Origin of the sequence: Psychrosphaera saromensis (assembly GCF_002954545.1) — a bacterium.
Classification (GTDB): domain Bacteria; phylum Pseudomonadota; class Gammaproteobacteria; order Enterobacterales; family Alteromonadaceae; genus Psychrosphaera; species Psychrosphaera saromensis.
In genome coordinates this window covers 1018824-1033836 of sequence record NZ_MSCH01000003.1, presented here as the reverse complement: position 1 = coordinate 1033836, position 15013 = coordinate 1018824, and the positions used below count along the sequence as shown (strand labels likewise).

Genomic DNA, 15013 nt, shown 5'->3' with positions numbered 1-15013 from the left:
TATAAGGTAAGCCAGTTCCAGAATGGATAATATCTATAACCAAACAATGACATTACTACCTGAGTTTGCTGTATTCATTACGCTGTCACTTGCGTTATTACTGGATAAAGTTTTTGGCGAAGCTACCCGTTTTCACTATCTGGTTGGTTTTGGTTGGTTGGCAAATAAACTAGAAGCAAAGTTAAACAGGTCTTCAGATCTTTCTATAAAAAGCGCTTTTAACCGCTCTTTTAACAGCAAGCTACTCGGCACCTTTGCTTGGTGCTTATTGGTGCTGCCTTTACCTTTAATATACTGGTATTGCTTTAACGATCTTATTTGGTATTGGCAGATTTGCCTTGATGCCACTGTGCTCTATTTAGCGATTGGGTTAAATAGTTTATATCAACACGCCATGCAAATTTACCAACCGCTGCAAGCCGGCGATATGGAACAAGCTCGGCGTTTTACTGGTTATATTGTTAGCAGACAAACCAATGAACTTAGCGAACAAGAAATATCGAGAGCCACAGTAGAGTCAATGTTAGAAAATGGTCACGATTCGGTTATCGCGACGATGATTTATTATATTATTGGCGGTGCGCCTTTGGTGATAATACACAGATTAGCAAATACGTTAGATGCCATGTGGGGTTATAAAAACCCGCGTTTTAACGACTTTGGTTATGCCAGCGCTCGTTTGGATGACTTACTCGGTTTTATCTCAGGTAAGTGCTGCACTTTACTTTATGCCATACAAGGGATTAAACACCGACGTGTATTTAACAGCTTGCGCAATGCTTATAAGCAAGGGAATAAATACAAAAGCCATAACGGTGGTTGGGTGATGGCAGCAGGTGCGACGGTTATGGGGATACGACTTGGGGGCAGCGCGCTTTATCACGGCAAAAAAATTAACTCTGTTGCTTTAGGTTTAATAGAAGACGTTGACGATAACTCAGAGGTTATGAATAACGCAGAGGCTATTAATAACCCAGAGCCAATTCATAACGCGGCCACAGTCGACGATATCCCATTAAGTTTAACCTTAGTTACTCGCGCTAGTTTACTGTTATTGGCCTGTGTATTAACCTTCTCAATAGGAATGAAATGGCTTTAGTTCACGGTGGCCAATTACAACTAGTTGCCAAGCAATATAATATTCCTGCGAAAAATTGGTTAGATTTATCGACCGGAATTTCGCCTATCAGTTATCCAATTCCAGTTATTCCAGCCAGTGCGTGGCAACAACTACCACAACATAATGTAGATCTAGTTAATGCAGCCAAAGACTATTATCAATGTTCTCAATTGCTTGTCACTAATGGTAGCCAGGCCATTATAAAAGCTTTGCCGACGTTATATCACCAACAGAACCCCAACAGTAAACAGGTGTATTTACCTGAGCGTGGTTATAAAGAACATGCTCAGGCTTGGAAAGTTGCTGGCTATGAGCTGCGCTTTTATCAAGACTCATTACCTGAGCTTAGTCAGTTACCTGTTAATTGTATTGTGGTGATCATTAATCCCAACAATCCTACTGGCCAGTTTTTTGAACGTGAGCTTATCAGCCAGTACCACAGCGCATTAAAACAATTGAACGGTTTGTTGGTGGTTGATGAAGCGTTTATCGACGTGATGCCAAACGAGCAGTCTTATTGCCCGTTCGCTAATGACAACCATGTTTTAGTATTACGCTCGTTTGGTAAATTTTTTGGCTTAGCGGGAATTAGAATTGGTTTTTTAGTAGCTAATGAGCATTGGTGTAACACCTTTGCAGAATTGTTAGGTCCTTGGCAGGTAAATAACCCAGCACAGATTATTGCTGAGCAAGCATTAGTTGATACAAGCTGGCAGCAAACACAAAAATCACAGTTAAAACAGCTCGCAACAGCTCAAGTGCAAATGTTTAATCGCGTGTTTAATGGAGTGGATAATCGAGTCGATAAAAGCGACTTAGTATTAGATATTAAAGGTTGTGATTTATTTATTACATTAAGTTTTAAGCAGTCAACAACGGCTAAGCAGCTTTATCATTTATTATGTCAGCAAGCGGTTTATTGCCGATTAGCCGACGAGCAAGATACATTAAGATTTGGTATTGCCACAACAGACTCAATAGAACGTTTAGAAAAGGCATTACAACTCGCTTGTGCTCAAATAACCTAGTTTAAAACCTTAAAGCCCTACAACCCTAAAACCTTATAACCCTAAAGCCTTAAACCTTACAACCTTATAGCCCTAAAGCCTTAAAGCCTTAAAGCCCTACAACCTTAAAGCCCTAAAACCTTACAGCTTTAAAAAATAACGCTTACCTTTCCTAACACAAATAAAAAAGCACCTAACTATATGATTATATCAATAATAGTTAAGTGCTTTTTTGTATCAGGTGACTCTTTATAAGAGCCCTTTATAAACGCTATTTATATGTGACCTTTATAATCGGCTTTTATATAAGCTTAGTTTTGGTAAGAAATGCCAAAATAAGCAACCTGGCCTTGAGTAAAGTATCCATCCGAATTTTGATATTCTTCATCAAAAGCATTATTCACTTTTGCCTGAATTTTAAAATTCTTCGTCACAGGATAACTTACGCCTAAGTTAACTAATGCATAACCGTCTAGCTCAACAACAGTTCCACCATAAAGATAATCATAACGCTTACCTTTGTATTGAACTTCAGCGTATAACTCAGCTTTTTCAATACTAGTATCAAATTGATAACTAACATGCTCTTTAGCTCGGCGACCTAATTGATTTCCTGTAGAAACGTCTTCAGCTTCAATATAACTAACGTTGAATTGGTGAGTACCACCAAAACCTTGGTAATTAGCACCTAATTCAGCACCTGTTATTTCAACATTATCAACGTTAATTGGCGTCACATAAAACTCAGCAGTAGAACCGCTCCAGTCGATAAGATCTTCAATGTCCGTTTTATAAACACTGAAATTAACCGACAAGTTATCAAATTTATTTTTAACGCTAAATTCAAAACTTGATGATGTTTCAGATACTAATTCTGTATTACCAACATATCCCCATTGTAGTGGGTAGTATAAGTCGTTAAATGTTGGCGCTTTAAAACCAGTACCCGTTGAGAACGTTAATTGAGTACTTCCTGTTACCTGATAACCCACACTGGCGTTATAAGTGTTTTCTGATGCAACACCTTCAACATCATCATTACGAACCGCTAGTTCTGAAGATAGCTCATCTTGATTAAACATGACGTGTGCAAATATACCTGTGGTATCACGTGTAGTCTCATCATATTGCGCGTCACCTTTTAATGTTTCTTGGTACATATCCGCACCTACATTTAATTGCCACAACGCTGAAAGTTCACTGCTATTGATTACAGAGTACTGATTACGGCGAGAGTCATACTGAGTACCGTCGCTTTTAGTGATCCCGTTACCATGATTGATATTTGACGTTCTATTTTGGCTAACACTAAATTGTGTGATGTTGTTTATACTAGCAAACTGAGTGTCGTATATCGCGCCCAACTGCCATACATGGTTATTAACTTCACTTTCGTTAGCGCCGTATGAACTATCGTATTCAGTATCGCCTTGGTCTAATTGGGCTAACCAGTTTACGCTTAACTCTTTGTTAAGTTGTTGTTGGCCATTAATCGCTAAAGAATTGAAGCTGTAACCATCTTTGTCGAATTCCGCATCATCTTTAGCATCAAATCCGTCAGCTGATTCATGCTCAACACTTAAGCTAGTGAAACCGTCACCATGTTCAATACCAACACCAGCATTTAGCATTTTATAATTTTCACTACCAACAGTAGTGCTAATAAAGTGTTCGCCGCCATCTAATTTACGAGTAAATATTTGGATCACACCGCCAATAGCGTCTGACCCCCATAATGCTGCACGAGGACCTTTTACGATTTCTATACGCTCAACCAGCTCAGGAGCTATATTTTGTACATTAGTAGAGCCTAGTGTGGCTGAACTAATACGAACACCGTTTAATAACACAAGAGTATGGTCTGAGTTTGCGCCACGCATATACACAGAAGAAGCTTGGCCACGACCACCTGATGTTGAAATATCAATGCCAGCGACTGTTGCTAGCATATCTAATACTGATTTAGGTTGAATACGAGCAATGTCAGCACGAGTAATAACCACTTGGCTTGCAAGTGAATCTGCAACATCCATTGGTGAACGTGAAGCGGTAACTGTGATAGTTTCTAATTCATCAGCTGTAACTTCAGTATTTGCTGAAGCTGTGGACATAGTAGATATAGCACCAACAATTGTTAGTGATAATAATGATTTTTTGAAAAGTGTATTGTGTTTTATGTTCATAAGACCTCATTAATGATGCCCACCGCATCATATATTTGTGTACTGAAATACAGTATCGATTAAGCCAGTTTAAGTACTCGGACTAACACAGCTAAATGTTGTAAAACACAATATTTAGAACTGTGAACACCGTTGCGGGGGCAGTGAAGAGTTTGCATCTTCTTCCCTCAAACTTGCTATTTGAAATGCTTTTCCATGTTAATTCTGAAATAACATCAATGATTAACTTAAGGATTTACGACTCAGCATTAGAGTTCCCTAAATTAAGCCGCGATTATCAACAACTAGAGAGATAAATCAACCGTTAAAAGGCGATATATCTATATATTTAATAACCTTTCTTTTACATATATAACAAAACCAAGTTATCCCATCTAAAAATGTAGCGAGTACTCGCTTACATTTTAGCTATAATAATGGAGGCAATTAATAACAAAAAAAGCTGGTGACTAAATATACTCTTTGACAAAGTTAAGAATTTCATTAGTTTAGTGACATCAGTTTTGGAGTCTATTTAATATTATGTCTAACTCAACGTTGCACCCATCAAGAGCAAAATACTTATCTCTATTAAGACAAACAACAAGTATCGACTTTGATATTGTTGCTTCCGATGACGTACCTGAGTCAGAAAAGGCAATACGAGAAGTCGCTAGTGGCGATAAAGTAATATTAAAAAATCCTGAGCTAAATACTTATCAGCGTGCACAGAAGCGCACTCAACTGGTGGTTTCTCGTCAACAAAATAATCTAGAAAAAATATTCAGTCTGGCTCTTGAATATATCAATCAAGACGCTCAATTTGACCGATTGGATTTAGATTGGATGATGAAGTTTACTGAGTTGGCTAAACACAGTTACTCCCATACTATGCATGAATTATGGGCAAAGATCATAGCCGTGGAACTAAGCCAAATAGGTACCTTCTCTTATAAAAGCTTGAAAGTACTATCTGAATTGAGCACCAAAGAAGCTCTGCTTTTCTATAAAGCCATTAACTTAACCAGCAGAGTTGGTGATGATAAAAGTGCAAAAATATTAACGGGGATTTATAAAAAACCAACGTTTATGTCGATCTTTTCTAATAACAATAGAAAGACGATTAATCTAAACAAGTTTGGTTTGTCCTACCCTCAAATAATTTGTTTGGCTGAACTCGGACTTATTTATGAACAAGAGATTGAGTCGGCACCTTATTTACATCAAGAAACTATTAATTTGTCCTACCTTGGAAAAAGTTACAAGCTCAAGGTGAAACAAAAGGAAGTGATACTGACATATTACAAACTAACTCAGACCGGTAATGAGTTGTGCAAATTAATCACTACGGAATTTAATAAGGGGTATTTAAATAGTTTACTGTCTGACTTTAATACTTTATTAGATATTTCATCCAATACCGATTCGGTAGTTTAAAAGCGAACATCCATTCCAAGAAACAAAGCTTGCCAGTCAAGTTGAGTGTAAACGCCATCTAAATTTGTAAACTCAATGTTTTGTTTTTTGACCCCTACTTGTAAATAGGTTTCAGCTAATTCAGTTATCTGGACGGAATAGTTAACGCCTACTTGCAGATCATAAGCACTGGTGTTCAAAAAGCTTGTTTCTACAAACATGCCAACGTTTAGCAAAGGTAAATTAAACTTCCCTGCAGCAAAAGCCAATAATTGAATATCCGATATATTGCTAGAGGTATTCTCTGAACTATCGGTTTGATTGGCAAGTTGGTTATGTATAGAGTGCTGTCTAAATGTCATACCTAAATCAAACTCGAATGTTCGAGTGTCTAATATCTCAAAATAAGTAATAACATCGAACTGTTCATAAGTGGATTCAACGTCTAATACAGAAGCCACGCGGAACAAGGTGTCATTAAATACAAACGTTTTAGTTAACGTAGATGAAGATTCGTTTGATGTAGACGTTTTTGCGAGTTTAAGATTAGGTACAAATTGAACTTGGTGTTCTAACGTAAAGTAGTAATTATATTGTACGCCAGATTTTTTATCTAATGTCAGTACAGAGTCAGCCGTTTGACCAAAACTACCATCTGGAGTTGAACTCCAAACAGAAAGGCCAGCTGACAATTGCAACGAATTTTCAGCCTTAACAGCAAAGCTAAACAGGCAAATTAAAAGTACGAAAGTATTTCTTAGTAAATGCCTCATTGCTGAATATTTATCCCTGTATTAATAACTTATTTAAATCAATTATTGCCGCGTTAGCTCTGGAAATATAATTAGCCATAACTAAAGAATGATTGGCTAACAATCCAAAACCACTACCATTTAAGATCATTGGGCTCCAAACTGACTCTTGGGTAGACTCCAACTCTCTAATGATTTGACGAAGACTGGTTAACGCGTTTTTCTTTTCTAACGTGCTAGCAAAATCAACTTCAATTGCTTTTAAAAAATGTAATAAAGCCCAACTAGCACCACGCGCTTCGTAAAACACATCGTCTATTTTCCACCAACTTGTCTTCACCATTAAATTAGATGAAGTAAAAGTAGATTGGCTTGCTTCGGCCTCACCAGATAAATCTGTATTGATCCTATCTTGGCCAACACTTGCGCTAAGTCTTTGACTTAAGCTACCTAAACGTTTTTCAACTTCGCCTAACCAATCTCTTAAGTTGTCGGCGCGAGCATAAAACTGACCATTGCCTTGTTCGTTATCGGCTAATGTGTCGCGATATTTAATTAATGCTTCAATTGCTTTGCTATATTCTGATTCAGCACTCGGCCAAGCCCATGACTTTGAGTCGATATTAAACTGAGGTTGAGCAATTTTTAAATATGGGTTTTCTAACGATTGTGACTGTGAACGACTAAAATCTTTACGCAGAGTTAATGCCATATCACGGATCATTTCTAACGCACCAAATTCAAACGCAGGTACATTATCTAAAAATACACCTGGAGGCATAATGTCATTAGTTAAATAACCACCAGGCTTGTTCAATAAGCGCTCAGTGACTTCAATTAATGTATTTGTTGTTGTAAACCCAGTAACAGGAGACACATTCAAACTTTGGGCTTTCTCAATTGATACCTTTTCTACGTCAAACGTATCGGGCATAAAACTCCAATACTGCGCAAGCAACAGGAAGAATACAACGAATGTCACAATACCTGCACTAAACCACTTATACATTTTGTTATTCCTACTTCTTAGTGATGATGTTGATGAATTGATTTAACGTTAAACGTTACAACCTGCTCACTACCATCTTGAAAAATAAAGGTCACATCAATCGTTTTCTTCATTGCTTCTTTATGGTCTAAACCGATGAACATTAAGTGTAAACCACCAGTCTGAAAACGTTTAGTTTCATTTGCCGTTATGGTTAAACTGTCTAGCTTAACCATTTTCATAACGCCATCATTCATAATATGATCGTGAACTTCAACTCTGTCAGCAACAGCAGATTTAGCAGAGGTTAATATAATATTGTCATTACTGTTATTGGTTAATTCCATATAACCGACTGTATTTGCCATACCAGGAATTGGTGCTCTAACTACTCCATTTTTTACTTCTATATCTAATGCAAAAGTAGATTGGCAATAAAGCCCTGTTAACACGATTAGCAAAGTTAAAAATTTATTCATATGAGCTCCTTTTAATATTAAGGTTACAATATCAAAATCGGTTAGTTACGCCTATTTAATCCTGCACTTTTTGATGACTTGATTGTTTAAACAGCCAGTACAATACTACTCCCACAAACAACACAGGCCAAGAAAAGAAAACGCCAATCAACATTAACGGGACTAATACTATGCAAATAGTCATTAGTGCTACGCCTACTAGACTGAACATAACGATTAATAAAATAGCAGCGGCTAAAATAATAAGTGGCGTTGCAGCGCCTGTGATAACCGTTGGCTGATCAAAGCCATTATGATATTCCGTTATAACAATCACTTCAGGCCATGAGCTTAACATCCAGACAACTGCGCAACAGAACGAGATAAAAAACACTTTTAATATTGTACTCATATTACTCTCCTTAACTTAGTAGCGATTAGTAGGCATTAAGAAAGCGGCTAGCAAGTACGCAAAGACAGCAGGAAGTGGTACTAAAATACCAACGATGACAGTGATCACTCTTACCGAAATAATAGGCATATTATAATGCTTGGCTATCCCTGCACATACGCCTGACAATTTTCTATTCAATAAATCTTTTGTAATAGGGTTACCTACATATTTTTCTTTCATAACGACTCCAATATTTAACATTTAATTAACCAATACATTACAATCAACATGCCATTTATTAAAAAAGCCTATCTACTTGTTTTTATTGAGTTAATTATTCGTTATGGTGATGTAGAAAATAGCACTTAGTGATATTAGCCACTCGACTGGCTTAAATAGCCAAATTTTAGGATTTTGGGATTTTGGGATTTTGGGATTTTGGGATTTTGGGATTTTGGGATTTTGGGATTTTGGGATTTTGGGATTTTGGGATTTTGGGATTTTACTAGAATGATTGCGGAGTAAAAAACTACTCCACAATTTTTTTATTTAGCAGATTCAAGTTTGATAATGTCTTCATAGCTAACCTTGCTTCAAACGCAATAAATATAGAGTACGCTAGTGCTAGGCTAATTACTGGTGATAATGCCACTATAAATAGGGTAACCATACTGAACAGCATTATTTAGCAGCCAGTTCATAAGTTACACCTATTTCAGCATCAGCTTTTGCAGTTCTGATTGCATGTTTTGCCTGGTATAAAAATGTATCTTGTGCATCAACAGCCGCTCTAGCTAATACAATATTATTTACTCGATTAACCTGTACTTCTATTACGGACTTTAAATCTTCAGCACTATCAAAAGTTGCGATAGTTGTGCTTGGGCCTGATAAAATTAAACTTGTTACTAATACTAATGATTGCATGACTCTCTCCAAATTTTATTAATTAGTTATTTAATTAATTTACTTAGTCGAGTCTTTTATTACAAAGGTTGTGCCATTAGGTTAATTTAATTTATCTGCTTGTTTTTAATGGTTTTTTTATATTTATTACATAAATAAAAGTAAAATCAGATTTATGTAAAAACAGTTAATTAGCAAGATTAACCACTATTTAGTTATTTTCACTCTGCCTAAAAAAGCTACTGGCATCTTCCATTAATTCAGCACCACTTTTCTCTGATCTAACAGCATTTTCACTTAAATTGCGTCGCCATATCTTGGCTCCAGGTAACCCTTGAAATAAGCCCATTATGTGGCGCAATACATGCCAAGCTTTTCCGTCTTCACTTTCGTGTTTAGTAATATAGCTTGCCAATTTATTCATAACCTCAACTCTAGATAAAGGACTGAAGTCAGGCTCTTGGTAAATCACTTTATCAACATCGGCTAAAATATATGGATTTTGATAAATCTCTCGGCCTAACATTACACCATCGACATATTTTAAATGCTCAACACTTTCTTCTAAGGTTTTAATCCCACCATTAATGATTATTTCTAATTCAGGAAACATCTGTTTAATTTTATAAACTCGATCATAATCTAGCGGAGGGACATCTCTATTTTGTTTCGGACTAAGTCCAGTTAACCAAGCTTTTCGTGCATGTATGATAAATGTGGTGCAGCCAGCCTCTTTTACAATTTTAATAAAGTCAGCTAAAAATTCAAAACTATCAAAATCATCAATACCAATTCTAGATTTCACGGTAATAGGAATTGACGTTACCTCTTTCATTGCTTTAACACATTCAGCTACTAACTCTGGTTTAGCCATTAAACAAGCGCCAAACATGCCATTTTGTACTCGATCTGATGGGCAACCAACGTTTAAGTTAACTTCATCATAGCCACGTTCTTCTGCTAATTTAGCACAATGTGCTAGAGCAACAGGATCGCTTCCTCCTAGCTGTAGAGCAACAGGTTGTTCTTCGCTATTGAATTTTAAGTAATCACCTTTACCGTGAATAATAGCGCCCGTTGTAACCATCTCGGTATACAAGACAGTATTTTTACTCATAAGGCGATAAAAGTACCGACAATGTCTATCCGTCCAATCTAGCATTGGGGCAACACAGAATCTGCGATCAATAGTTTTAGTACTCATGTGAAACACCCTACAAATAAAATAATTCTGGACTGAAGATAGACTGATCTATGGATTTAAAACTCGACTACGAACAGAATTTAATCAGTAAGTCGTCGATTAAGCTATCGTTTCAGTGTATATGTGTCATTTTTGCGCAATATTATAGGCGCAGATGCAAAAAACCCGTCAATCTTACGATCAACGGGTTTCTCTAATAGGAGTCTGGCGGTGAGCTACTCTCGCATGGCGACTGCCACACTACCATCGCCGCAACTGCGTTTCACTTCTGAGTTCGAAATGGATTCAGGTGGGACCACAGCGCTATTGCCACCAGACAAAAGCGTTATTGCGTATTTAACAATGGAAAGCTTCTTAACCGAATAATCAGTTAAGTAAAAAATAAAGTATGTAATTTGTATCAACGTTCAAGAACACTTAAGCGTTGTATGGTTAAGCCTCACGGGCAATTAGTATAAGTTAGCTTAATGCCTCACAGCACTTCCACACCTTACCTATCAACGTTGTAGTCTTCAACAACCCTTTAGGACAGTTAAACTGTCAGGGATGACTCATCTCGAGGCTCGCTTCCCGCTTAGATGCTTTCAGCGGTTATCGATTCCGAACGTAGCTACCGGGCAATGCCATTGGCATGACAACCCGAACACCAGCGGTTCGTCCACTCCGGTCCTCTCGTACTAGGAGCAGCCCCTCTCAATCATCCAACGCCCACGGCAGATAGGGACCGAACTGTCTCACGACGTTCTAAACCCAGCTCGCGTACCACTTTAAATGGCGAACAGCCATACCCTTGGGACCGACTTCAGCCCCAGGATGTGATGAGCCGACATCGAGGTGCCAAACACCGCCGTCGATATGAACTCTTGGGCGGTATCAGCCTGTTATCCCCGGAGTACCTTTTATCCGTTGAGCGATGGCCCTTCCATACAGAGCCACCGGATCACTATGACCTACTTTCGTACCTGCTCGACATGTCCGTCTCGCAGTTAAGCTTGCTTCTACCATTACACTAACCGTACGATGTCCGACCGTACTTAGCAAACCTTCGTGCTCCTCCGTTACTCTTTGGGAGGAGACCGCCCCAGTCAAACTACCCACCAGACACTGTCCACAATCCCGATAAGGGACCAATGTTAGAACATCAAATATACAAGGGTGGTATTTCAAGATTGGCTCCACAACAACTAGCGTCATTGCTTCAAAGCCTCCCACCTATCCTACACATGTAGATTCAATGTTCAGTGTCAAGCTGTAGTAAAGGTTCACGGGGTCTTTCCGTCTAGCCGCGGGTACACAGCATCTTCACTGCGATTTCAATTTCACTGAGTCTCGGGTGGAGACAGCGTGGCCATCATTACACCATTCGTGCAGGTCGGAACTTACCCGACAAGGAATTTCGCTACCTTAGGACCGTTATAGTTACGGCCGCCGTTTACCGGGGCTTCGATCATGAGCTTCTCCGAAGATAACCCAATCAATTAACCTTCCGGCACCGGGCAGGTGTCACACCGTATACGTCATCTTTCGATTTAGCACAGTGCTGTGTTTTTAATAAACAGTTGCAGCCACCAGGTCACTGCGACCAGCTTCAGCTTAGGGAGCAAGTCCCATCACCAATGCTGGCGTACCTTCTCCCGAAGTTACGGTACCATTTTGCCTAGTTCCTTCACCCGAGTTCTCTCAAGCGCCTTAGTATTCTCTACCTGACCACCTGTGTCGGTTTAGGGTACGGTTCTTAATCATCTGAAGCTTAGAGGCTTTTCCTGGAAGTATGGCATCAATGACTTCATCACCTTAGTGACTCGTCTCGTATCTCAGTGTTGAATGAAAGTCCGGATTTACCTAAACTAACCACCTACATACTTTCACACGGACAACCAACGCCGTGCTCACCTAGCCTTCTCCGTCCCCCCATCGCAATGATTAAAAGTACAGAAATATTAATCTGTTTCCCATCGACTACGCATCTCTGCCTCGCCTTAGGGGCCGACTTACCCTACCCTGATTAGCATGGGATAGGAACCCTTGGTCTTTCGGCGTGGGGGTTTTTCACCCCCATTATCGTTACTCATGTCAACATTCGCACTTCTGATATGTCCAGCAAACCTCTCGATTCACCTTCAGCCACTTACAGAACGCTCCCCTACCACCTTTACAATAAAGTAAAGATCCGCAGCTTCGGTGTTATGTTTAGCCCCGTTACATCTTCCGCGCAGGCCGACTCGACTAGTGAGCTATTACGCTTTCTTTAAAGGGTGGCTGCTTCTAAGCCAACCTCCTAGCTGTCTAAGCCTTCCCACATCGTTTCCCACTTAACATAAACTTTGGGACCTTAGCTGGCGGTCTGGGTTGTTTCCCTCTCCACGACGAACGTTAGCACCCGCCGTGTGTCTCCCGGATATTACTTTACGGTATTCGGAGTTTGCATGGGGTTGGTAAGCCGGGATGGCCCCCTAGCCCAAACAGTGCTCTACCCCCGTAAGTATTCGTCCGAGGCTCTACCTAAATAGATTTCGGGGAGAACCAGCTATCTCCCGGTTTGATTAGCCTTTCACTCCTAGCCACAGGTCATCCCCTAACTTTTCAACGTTAGTGGGTTCGGTCCTCCAGTTGATGTTACTCAACCTTCAACCTGCCCATGGCTAGATCACCGGGTTTCGGGTCTATACCTTGCAACTCATTCGCCCAGTTAAGACTCGGTTTCCCTACGGCTCCCCTATTCGGTTAACCTTGCTACAAAATATAAGTCGTTGACCCATTATACAAAAGGTACGCAGTCACAGAACAAGTCTGCTCCTACTGCTTGTACGTATACGGTTTCAGGTTCTATTTCACTCCCCTCACAGGGGTTCTTTTCGCCTTTCCCTCACGGTACTGGTTCACTATCGGTCAATTGGGAGTATTTAGCCTTAGAGGATGGTCCCCCTATCTTCAGTCAAAGTTTCTCGTGCTCCGACCTACTTAATGTGTCCAATATGCTGCTTCGTGTACGGGGCTATCACCCTTTATTGCGGAACTTTCCAGAACCTTCCACTACATCATACTGAATCGGCTGTTTCCCTTTCGCTCGCCGCTACTCAGGAAATCTCGGTTGATTTCTTTTCCTCCGGGTACTTAGATGTTTCAGTTCTCCGGGTTTGCTTCGCATAGCTATGTATTCACTATGCGATACTGCACAAAATGCAGTGGGTTTCCCCATTCAGAAATTCTGGTCTATAACGGTTTTTATCACCTTAACCAGACTTATCGCAGATTAACACGTCTTTCATCGCCTCCAATTGCCAAGGCATCCACCGTATACGCTTATTCACTTAACCATACAACCTTAAATGCTCTCGCACTAAGTCGTAGGTTATGCCATTTTGATTGCGTTCGCTAAAAACACAATCGACATAAATAACGCTTGAGTTTTCTCTTACAGTGATACAAATTACTCATTCTAATTCCTAAGAACTAAAATAAGATTTATACCTTTATTTTTTATTCAGCTTTCCAATTTGTTAAAGAGCAATTGAGTTTTAAAAAACTCAAATAAATAGACACTAAAGTTAACCACTTAATGTGTATTTATTTGAGCTTATGTTCATTTAAGAAGAAGTGGTGGAGCTATGCGGGATCGAACCGCAGACCTCTTCCGTGCAAGGGAAGCGCTCTCCCAGCTGAGCTATAGCCCCATCTATTTGATGGTACATTACCTAAATAATTAGATAATGGTAATTTAGTGCTAGGCTAGGCATTTGATGAGGACGTGTGGTTTCCACACGACGAGTCAAATAACGAAGCATATCGCTAAATTTGGTAGGCCTGGGCAGACTTGAACTGCCGACCTCACCCTTATCAGGGGTGCGCTCTAACCAGCTGAGCTACAGGCCTATATAAAATGCCACAAGCGCTAACTTATGCCACCTACCTGTAACTTCTTCTTGCTCACAATTCGTAATTAATTATCTGTGTGGACACGAGTAAATCTCATAACTTTATGTATAAGGAGGTGATCCAGCCCCAGGTTCCCCTAGGGCTACCTTGTTACGACTTCACCCCAGTCATGAACCACAAAGTGGTAAGCGTCCTCCCGAAGGTTAAACTACCTACTTCTTTTGCAGCCCACTCCCATGGTGTGACGGGCGGTGTGTACAAGGCCCGGGAACGTATTCACCGTGGCATTCTGATCCACGATTACTAGCGATTCCGACTTCATGGAGTCGAGTTGCAGACTCCAATCCGGACTACGACAAGCTTTATGGGATCCGCTTACTCTCGCGAGTTTGCAACCCTTTGTACTTGCCATTGTAGCACGTGTGTAGCCCATCTCGTAAGGGCCATGATGACTTGACGTCGTCCCCACCTTCCTCCGGTTTGTCACCGGCAGTCTCCTTAGAGTTCTCAGCATAACCTGCTAGCAACTAAGGATAAGGGTTGCGCTCGTTGCGGGACTTAACCCAACATTTCACAACACGAGCTGACGACAGCCATGCAGCACCTGTCTCAGAGTTCCCGAAGGCACTAATCTATCTCTAGAAAATTCTCTGGATGTCAAGAGATGGTAAGGTTCTTCGCGTTGCATCGAATTAAACCACATGCTCCACCGCTTGTGCGGGCCCCCGTC

At 40.0% G+C, this 15013-nt stretch carries 11 protein-coding genes, 2 tRNA genes and 3 rRNA genes (1 of these 16 running past the window's edge); 3 read left to right on the top strand and 13 right to left on the bottom strand.

Translation table 11 applies throughout. The annotated features are described in order from the left end of the window. The first annotated feature begins 22 nt into the window (after positions 1–22). Positions 23–1099 (top strand): cobalamin biosynthesis protein CobD/CbiB, encoded by a 1077-nt coding sequence (locus tag BTO11_RS04830; protein WP_105051525.1) that lies wholly within the window; start codon positions 23–25, stop codon positions 1097–1099. Further along, a complete protein-coding gene (cobD, locus tag BTO11_RS04825; RefSeq protein ID WP_105051524.1) occupies positions 1090–2148 on the top strand; it encodes a threonine-phosphate decarboxylase CobD in 1059 nt (352 codons plus the stop codon). Before BTO11_RS04830 ends, cobD begins: the two co-directional genes overlap by 10 nt. Before the next feature lie 290 nt (positions 2149–2438). On the opposite strand, the gene BTO11_RS04820 is transcribed toward cobD, so the two are convergent. Then, positions 2439–4310 (bottom strand): TonB-dependent receptor domain-containing protein, encoded by a 1872-nt coding sequence (locus BTO11_RS04820; RefSeq protein WP_105051523.1) that lies wholly within the window; start codon positions 4308–4310, stop codon positions 2439–2441. A 522-nt stretch (positions 4311–4832) separates the two neighbouring features. On the opposite strand from BTO11_RS04820, the gene BTO11_RS04815 reads away from it, so the two are divergent. Further along, positions 4833–5726, top strand: a complete 894-nt coding sequence (locus BTO11_RS04815; RefSeq protein WP_105051522.1) for a TIGR03899 family protein — start codon at positions 4833–4835, stop codon at positions 5724–5726. Here the strand turns inward: BTO11_RS04815 and BTO11_RS04810 are convergent. The 12 genes from BTO11_RS04810 to BTO11_RS16545 form a co-directional block, all read right to left on the bottom strand. Next, positions 5723–6478, bottom strand: a complete 756-nt coding sequence (locus BTO11_RS04810; protein ID WP_105051521.1) for a TIGR04219 family outer membrane beta-barrel protein — start codon at positions 6476–6478, stop codon at positions 5723–5725. The two genes, BTO11_RS04815 and BTO11_RS04810, sit on opposite strands and share 4 nt — an antisense overlap. A 10-nt stretch (positions 6479–6488) precedes the next feature. Further along, a complete protein-coding gene (locus BTO11_RS04805) occupies positions 6489–7466 on the bottom strand; it encodes a DUF2333 family protein (RefSeq protein WP_105051520.1) in 978 nt (325 codons plus the stop codon). 17 nt (positions 7467–7483) lie between these two features. Next, the gene (locus BTO11_RS04800; protein ID WP_105051519.1) at positions 7484–7924 is read right to left on the bottom strand and encodes a copper chaperone PCu(A)C; all 441 of its coding nucleotides are present in this window, start codon (positions 7922–7924) and stop codon (positions 7484–7486) included. A gap of 55 nt (positions 7925–7979) precedes the next feature. After that, entirely contained in the window at positions 7980–8315 is a 336-nt protein-coding gene (locus BTO11_RS04795; protein WP_105051518.1) for a hypothetical protein, read from the bottom strand. Between the two features lie 15 nt (positions 8316–8330). Further along, the gene (locus BTO11_RS04790; protein WP_105051517.1) at positions 8331–8537 is read right to left on the bottom strand and encodes a PspC domain-containing protein; all 207 of its coding nucleotides are present in this window, start codon (positions 8535–8537) and stop codon (positions 8331–8333) included. Between the two features lie 441 nt (positions 8538–8978). Further along, positions 8979–9224, bottom strand: a complete 246-nt coding sequence (locus BTO11_RS04785) for a hypothetical protein (RefSeq protein WP_105051516.1) — start codon at positions 9222–9224, stop codon at positions 8979–8981. A 190-nt stretch (positions 9225–9414) separates the two neighbouring features. Then, a complete protein-coding gene (dusA, locus tag BTO11_RS04780) occupies positions 9415–10407 on the bottom strand; it encodes a tRNA dihydrouridine(20/20a) synthase DusA (RefSeq protein ID WP_105051515.1) in 993 nt (330 codons plus the stop codon). Between the two features lie 202 nt (positions 10408–10609). After that, positions 10610–10724, bottom strand: a 5S ribosomal RNA gene (gene rrf, locus BTO11_RS04775). Positions 10725–10835: 111 nt separating this feature from the next. Next, a 23S ribosomal RNA gene (locus tag BTO11_RS04770) occupies positions 10836–13724 on the bottom strand. 281 nt (positions 13725–14005) lie between these two features. Continuing rightward, a tRNA-Ala gene (locus tag BTO11_RS04765) sits at positions 14006–14081 on the bottom strand. 122 nt (positions 14082–14203) lie between these two features. After that, positions 14204–14280 (bottom strand) — tRNA-Ile (locus tag BTO11_RS04760). A 111-nt stretch (positions 14281–14391) separates the two neighbouring features. After that, a 16S ribosomal RNA gene (locus tag BTO11_RS16545) occupies positions 14392–15013 on the bottom strand; it runs 2045 nt beyond the window's last position. The 16S, 23S and 5S rRNA genes sit together here with 2 tRNA genes alongside, the layout of an rRNA operon.

Bases quoted from the DNA above. Each gene is read 5' to 3' on its own strand.
- BTO11_RS04795 (WP_105051518.1), bottom strand. From the start codon at position 8,315: ATGAGTACAATATTAAAAGTGTTTTTTATCTCGTTCTGTTGCGCAGTT.
- cobD (WP_105051524.1), top strand. From the start codon at position 1,090: ATGGCTTTAGTTCACGGTGGCCAATTACAACTAGTTGCCAAGCAATAT.
- BTO11_RS04820 (WP_105051523.1), bottom strand. From the start codon at position 4,310: ATGAACATAAAACACAATACACTTTTCAAAAAATCATTATTATCACTA.
- BTO11_RS04790 (WP_105051517.1), bottom strand. From the start codon at position 8,537: ATGAAAGAAAAATATGTAGGTAACCCTATTACAAAAGATTTATTGAAT.
- BTO11_RS04805 (WP_105051520.1), bottom strand. From the start codon at position 7,466: ATGTATAAGTGGTTTAGTGCAGGTATTGTGACATTCGTTGTATTCTTC.
- BTO11_RS04800 (WP_105051519.1), bottom strand. From the start codon at position 7,924: ATGAATAAATTTTTAACTTTGCTAATCGTGTTAACAGGGCTTTATTGC.
- BTO11_RS04815 (WP_105051522.1), top strand. From the start codon at position 4,833: ATGTCTAACTCAACGTTGCACCCATCAAGAGCAAAATACTTATCTCTA.
- BTO11_RS04830 (WP_105051525.1), top strand. From the start codon at position 23: ATGGATAATATCTATAACCAAACAATGACATTACTACCTGAGTTTGCT.
- dusA (WP_105051515.1), bottom strand. From the start codon at position 10,407: ATGAGTACTAAAACTATTGATCGCAGATTCTGTGTTGCCCCAATGCTA.
- BTO11_RS04785 (WP_105051516.1), bottom strand. From the start codon at position 9,224: ATGCAATCATTAGTATTAGTAACAAGTTTAATTTTATCAGGCCCAAGC.
- BTO11_RS04810 (WP_105051521.1), bottom strand. From the start codon at position 6,478: ATGAGGCATTTACTAAGAAATACTTTCGTACTTTTAATTTGCCTGTTT.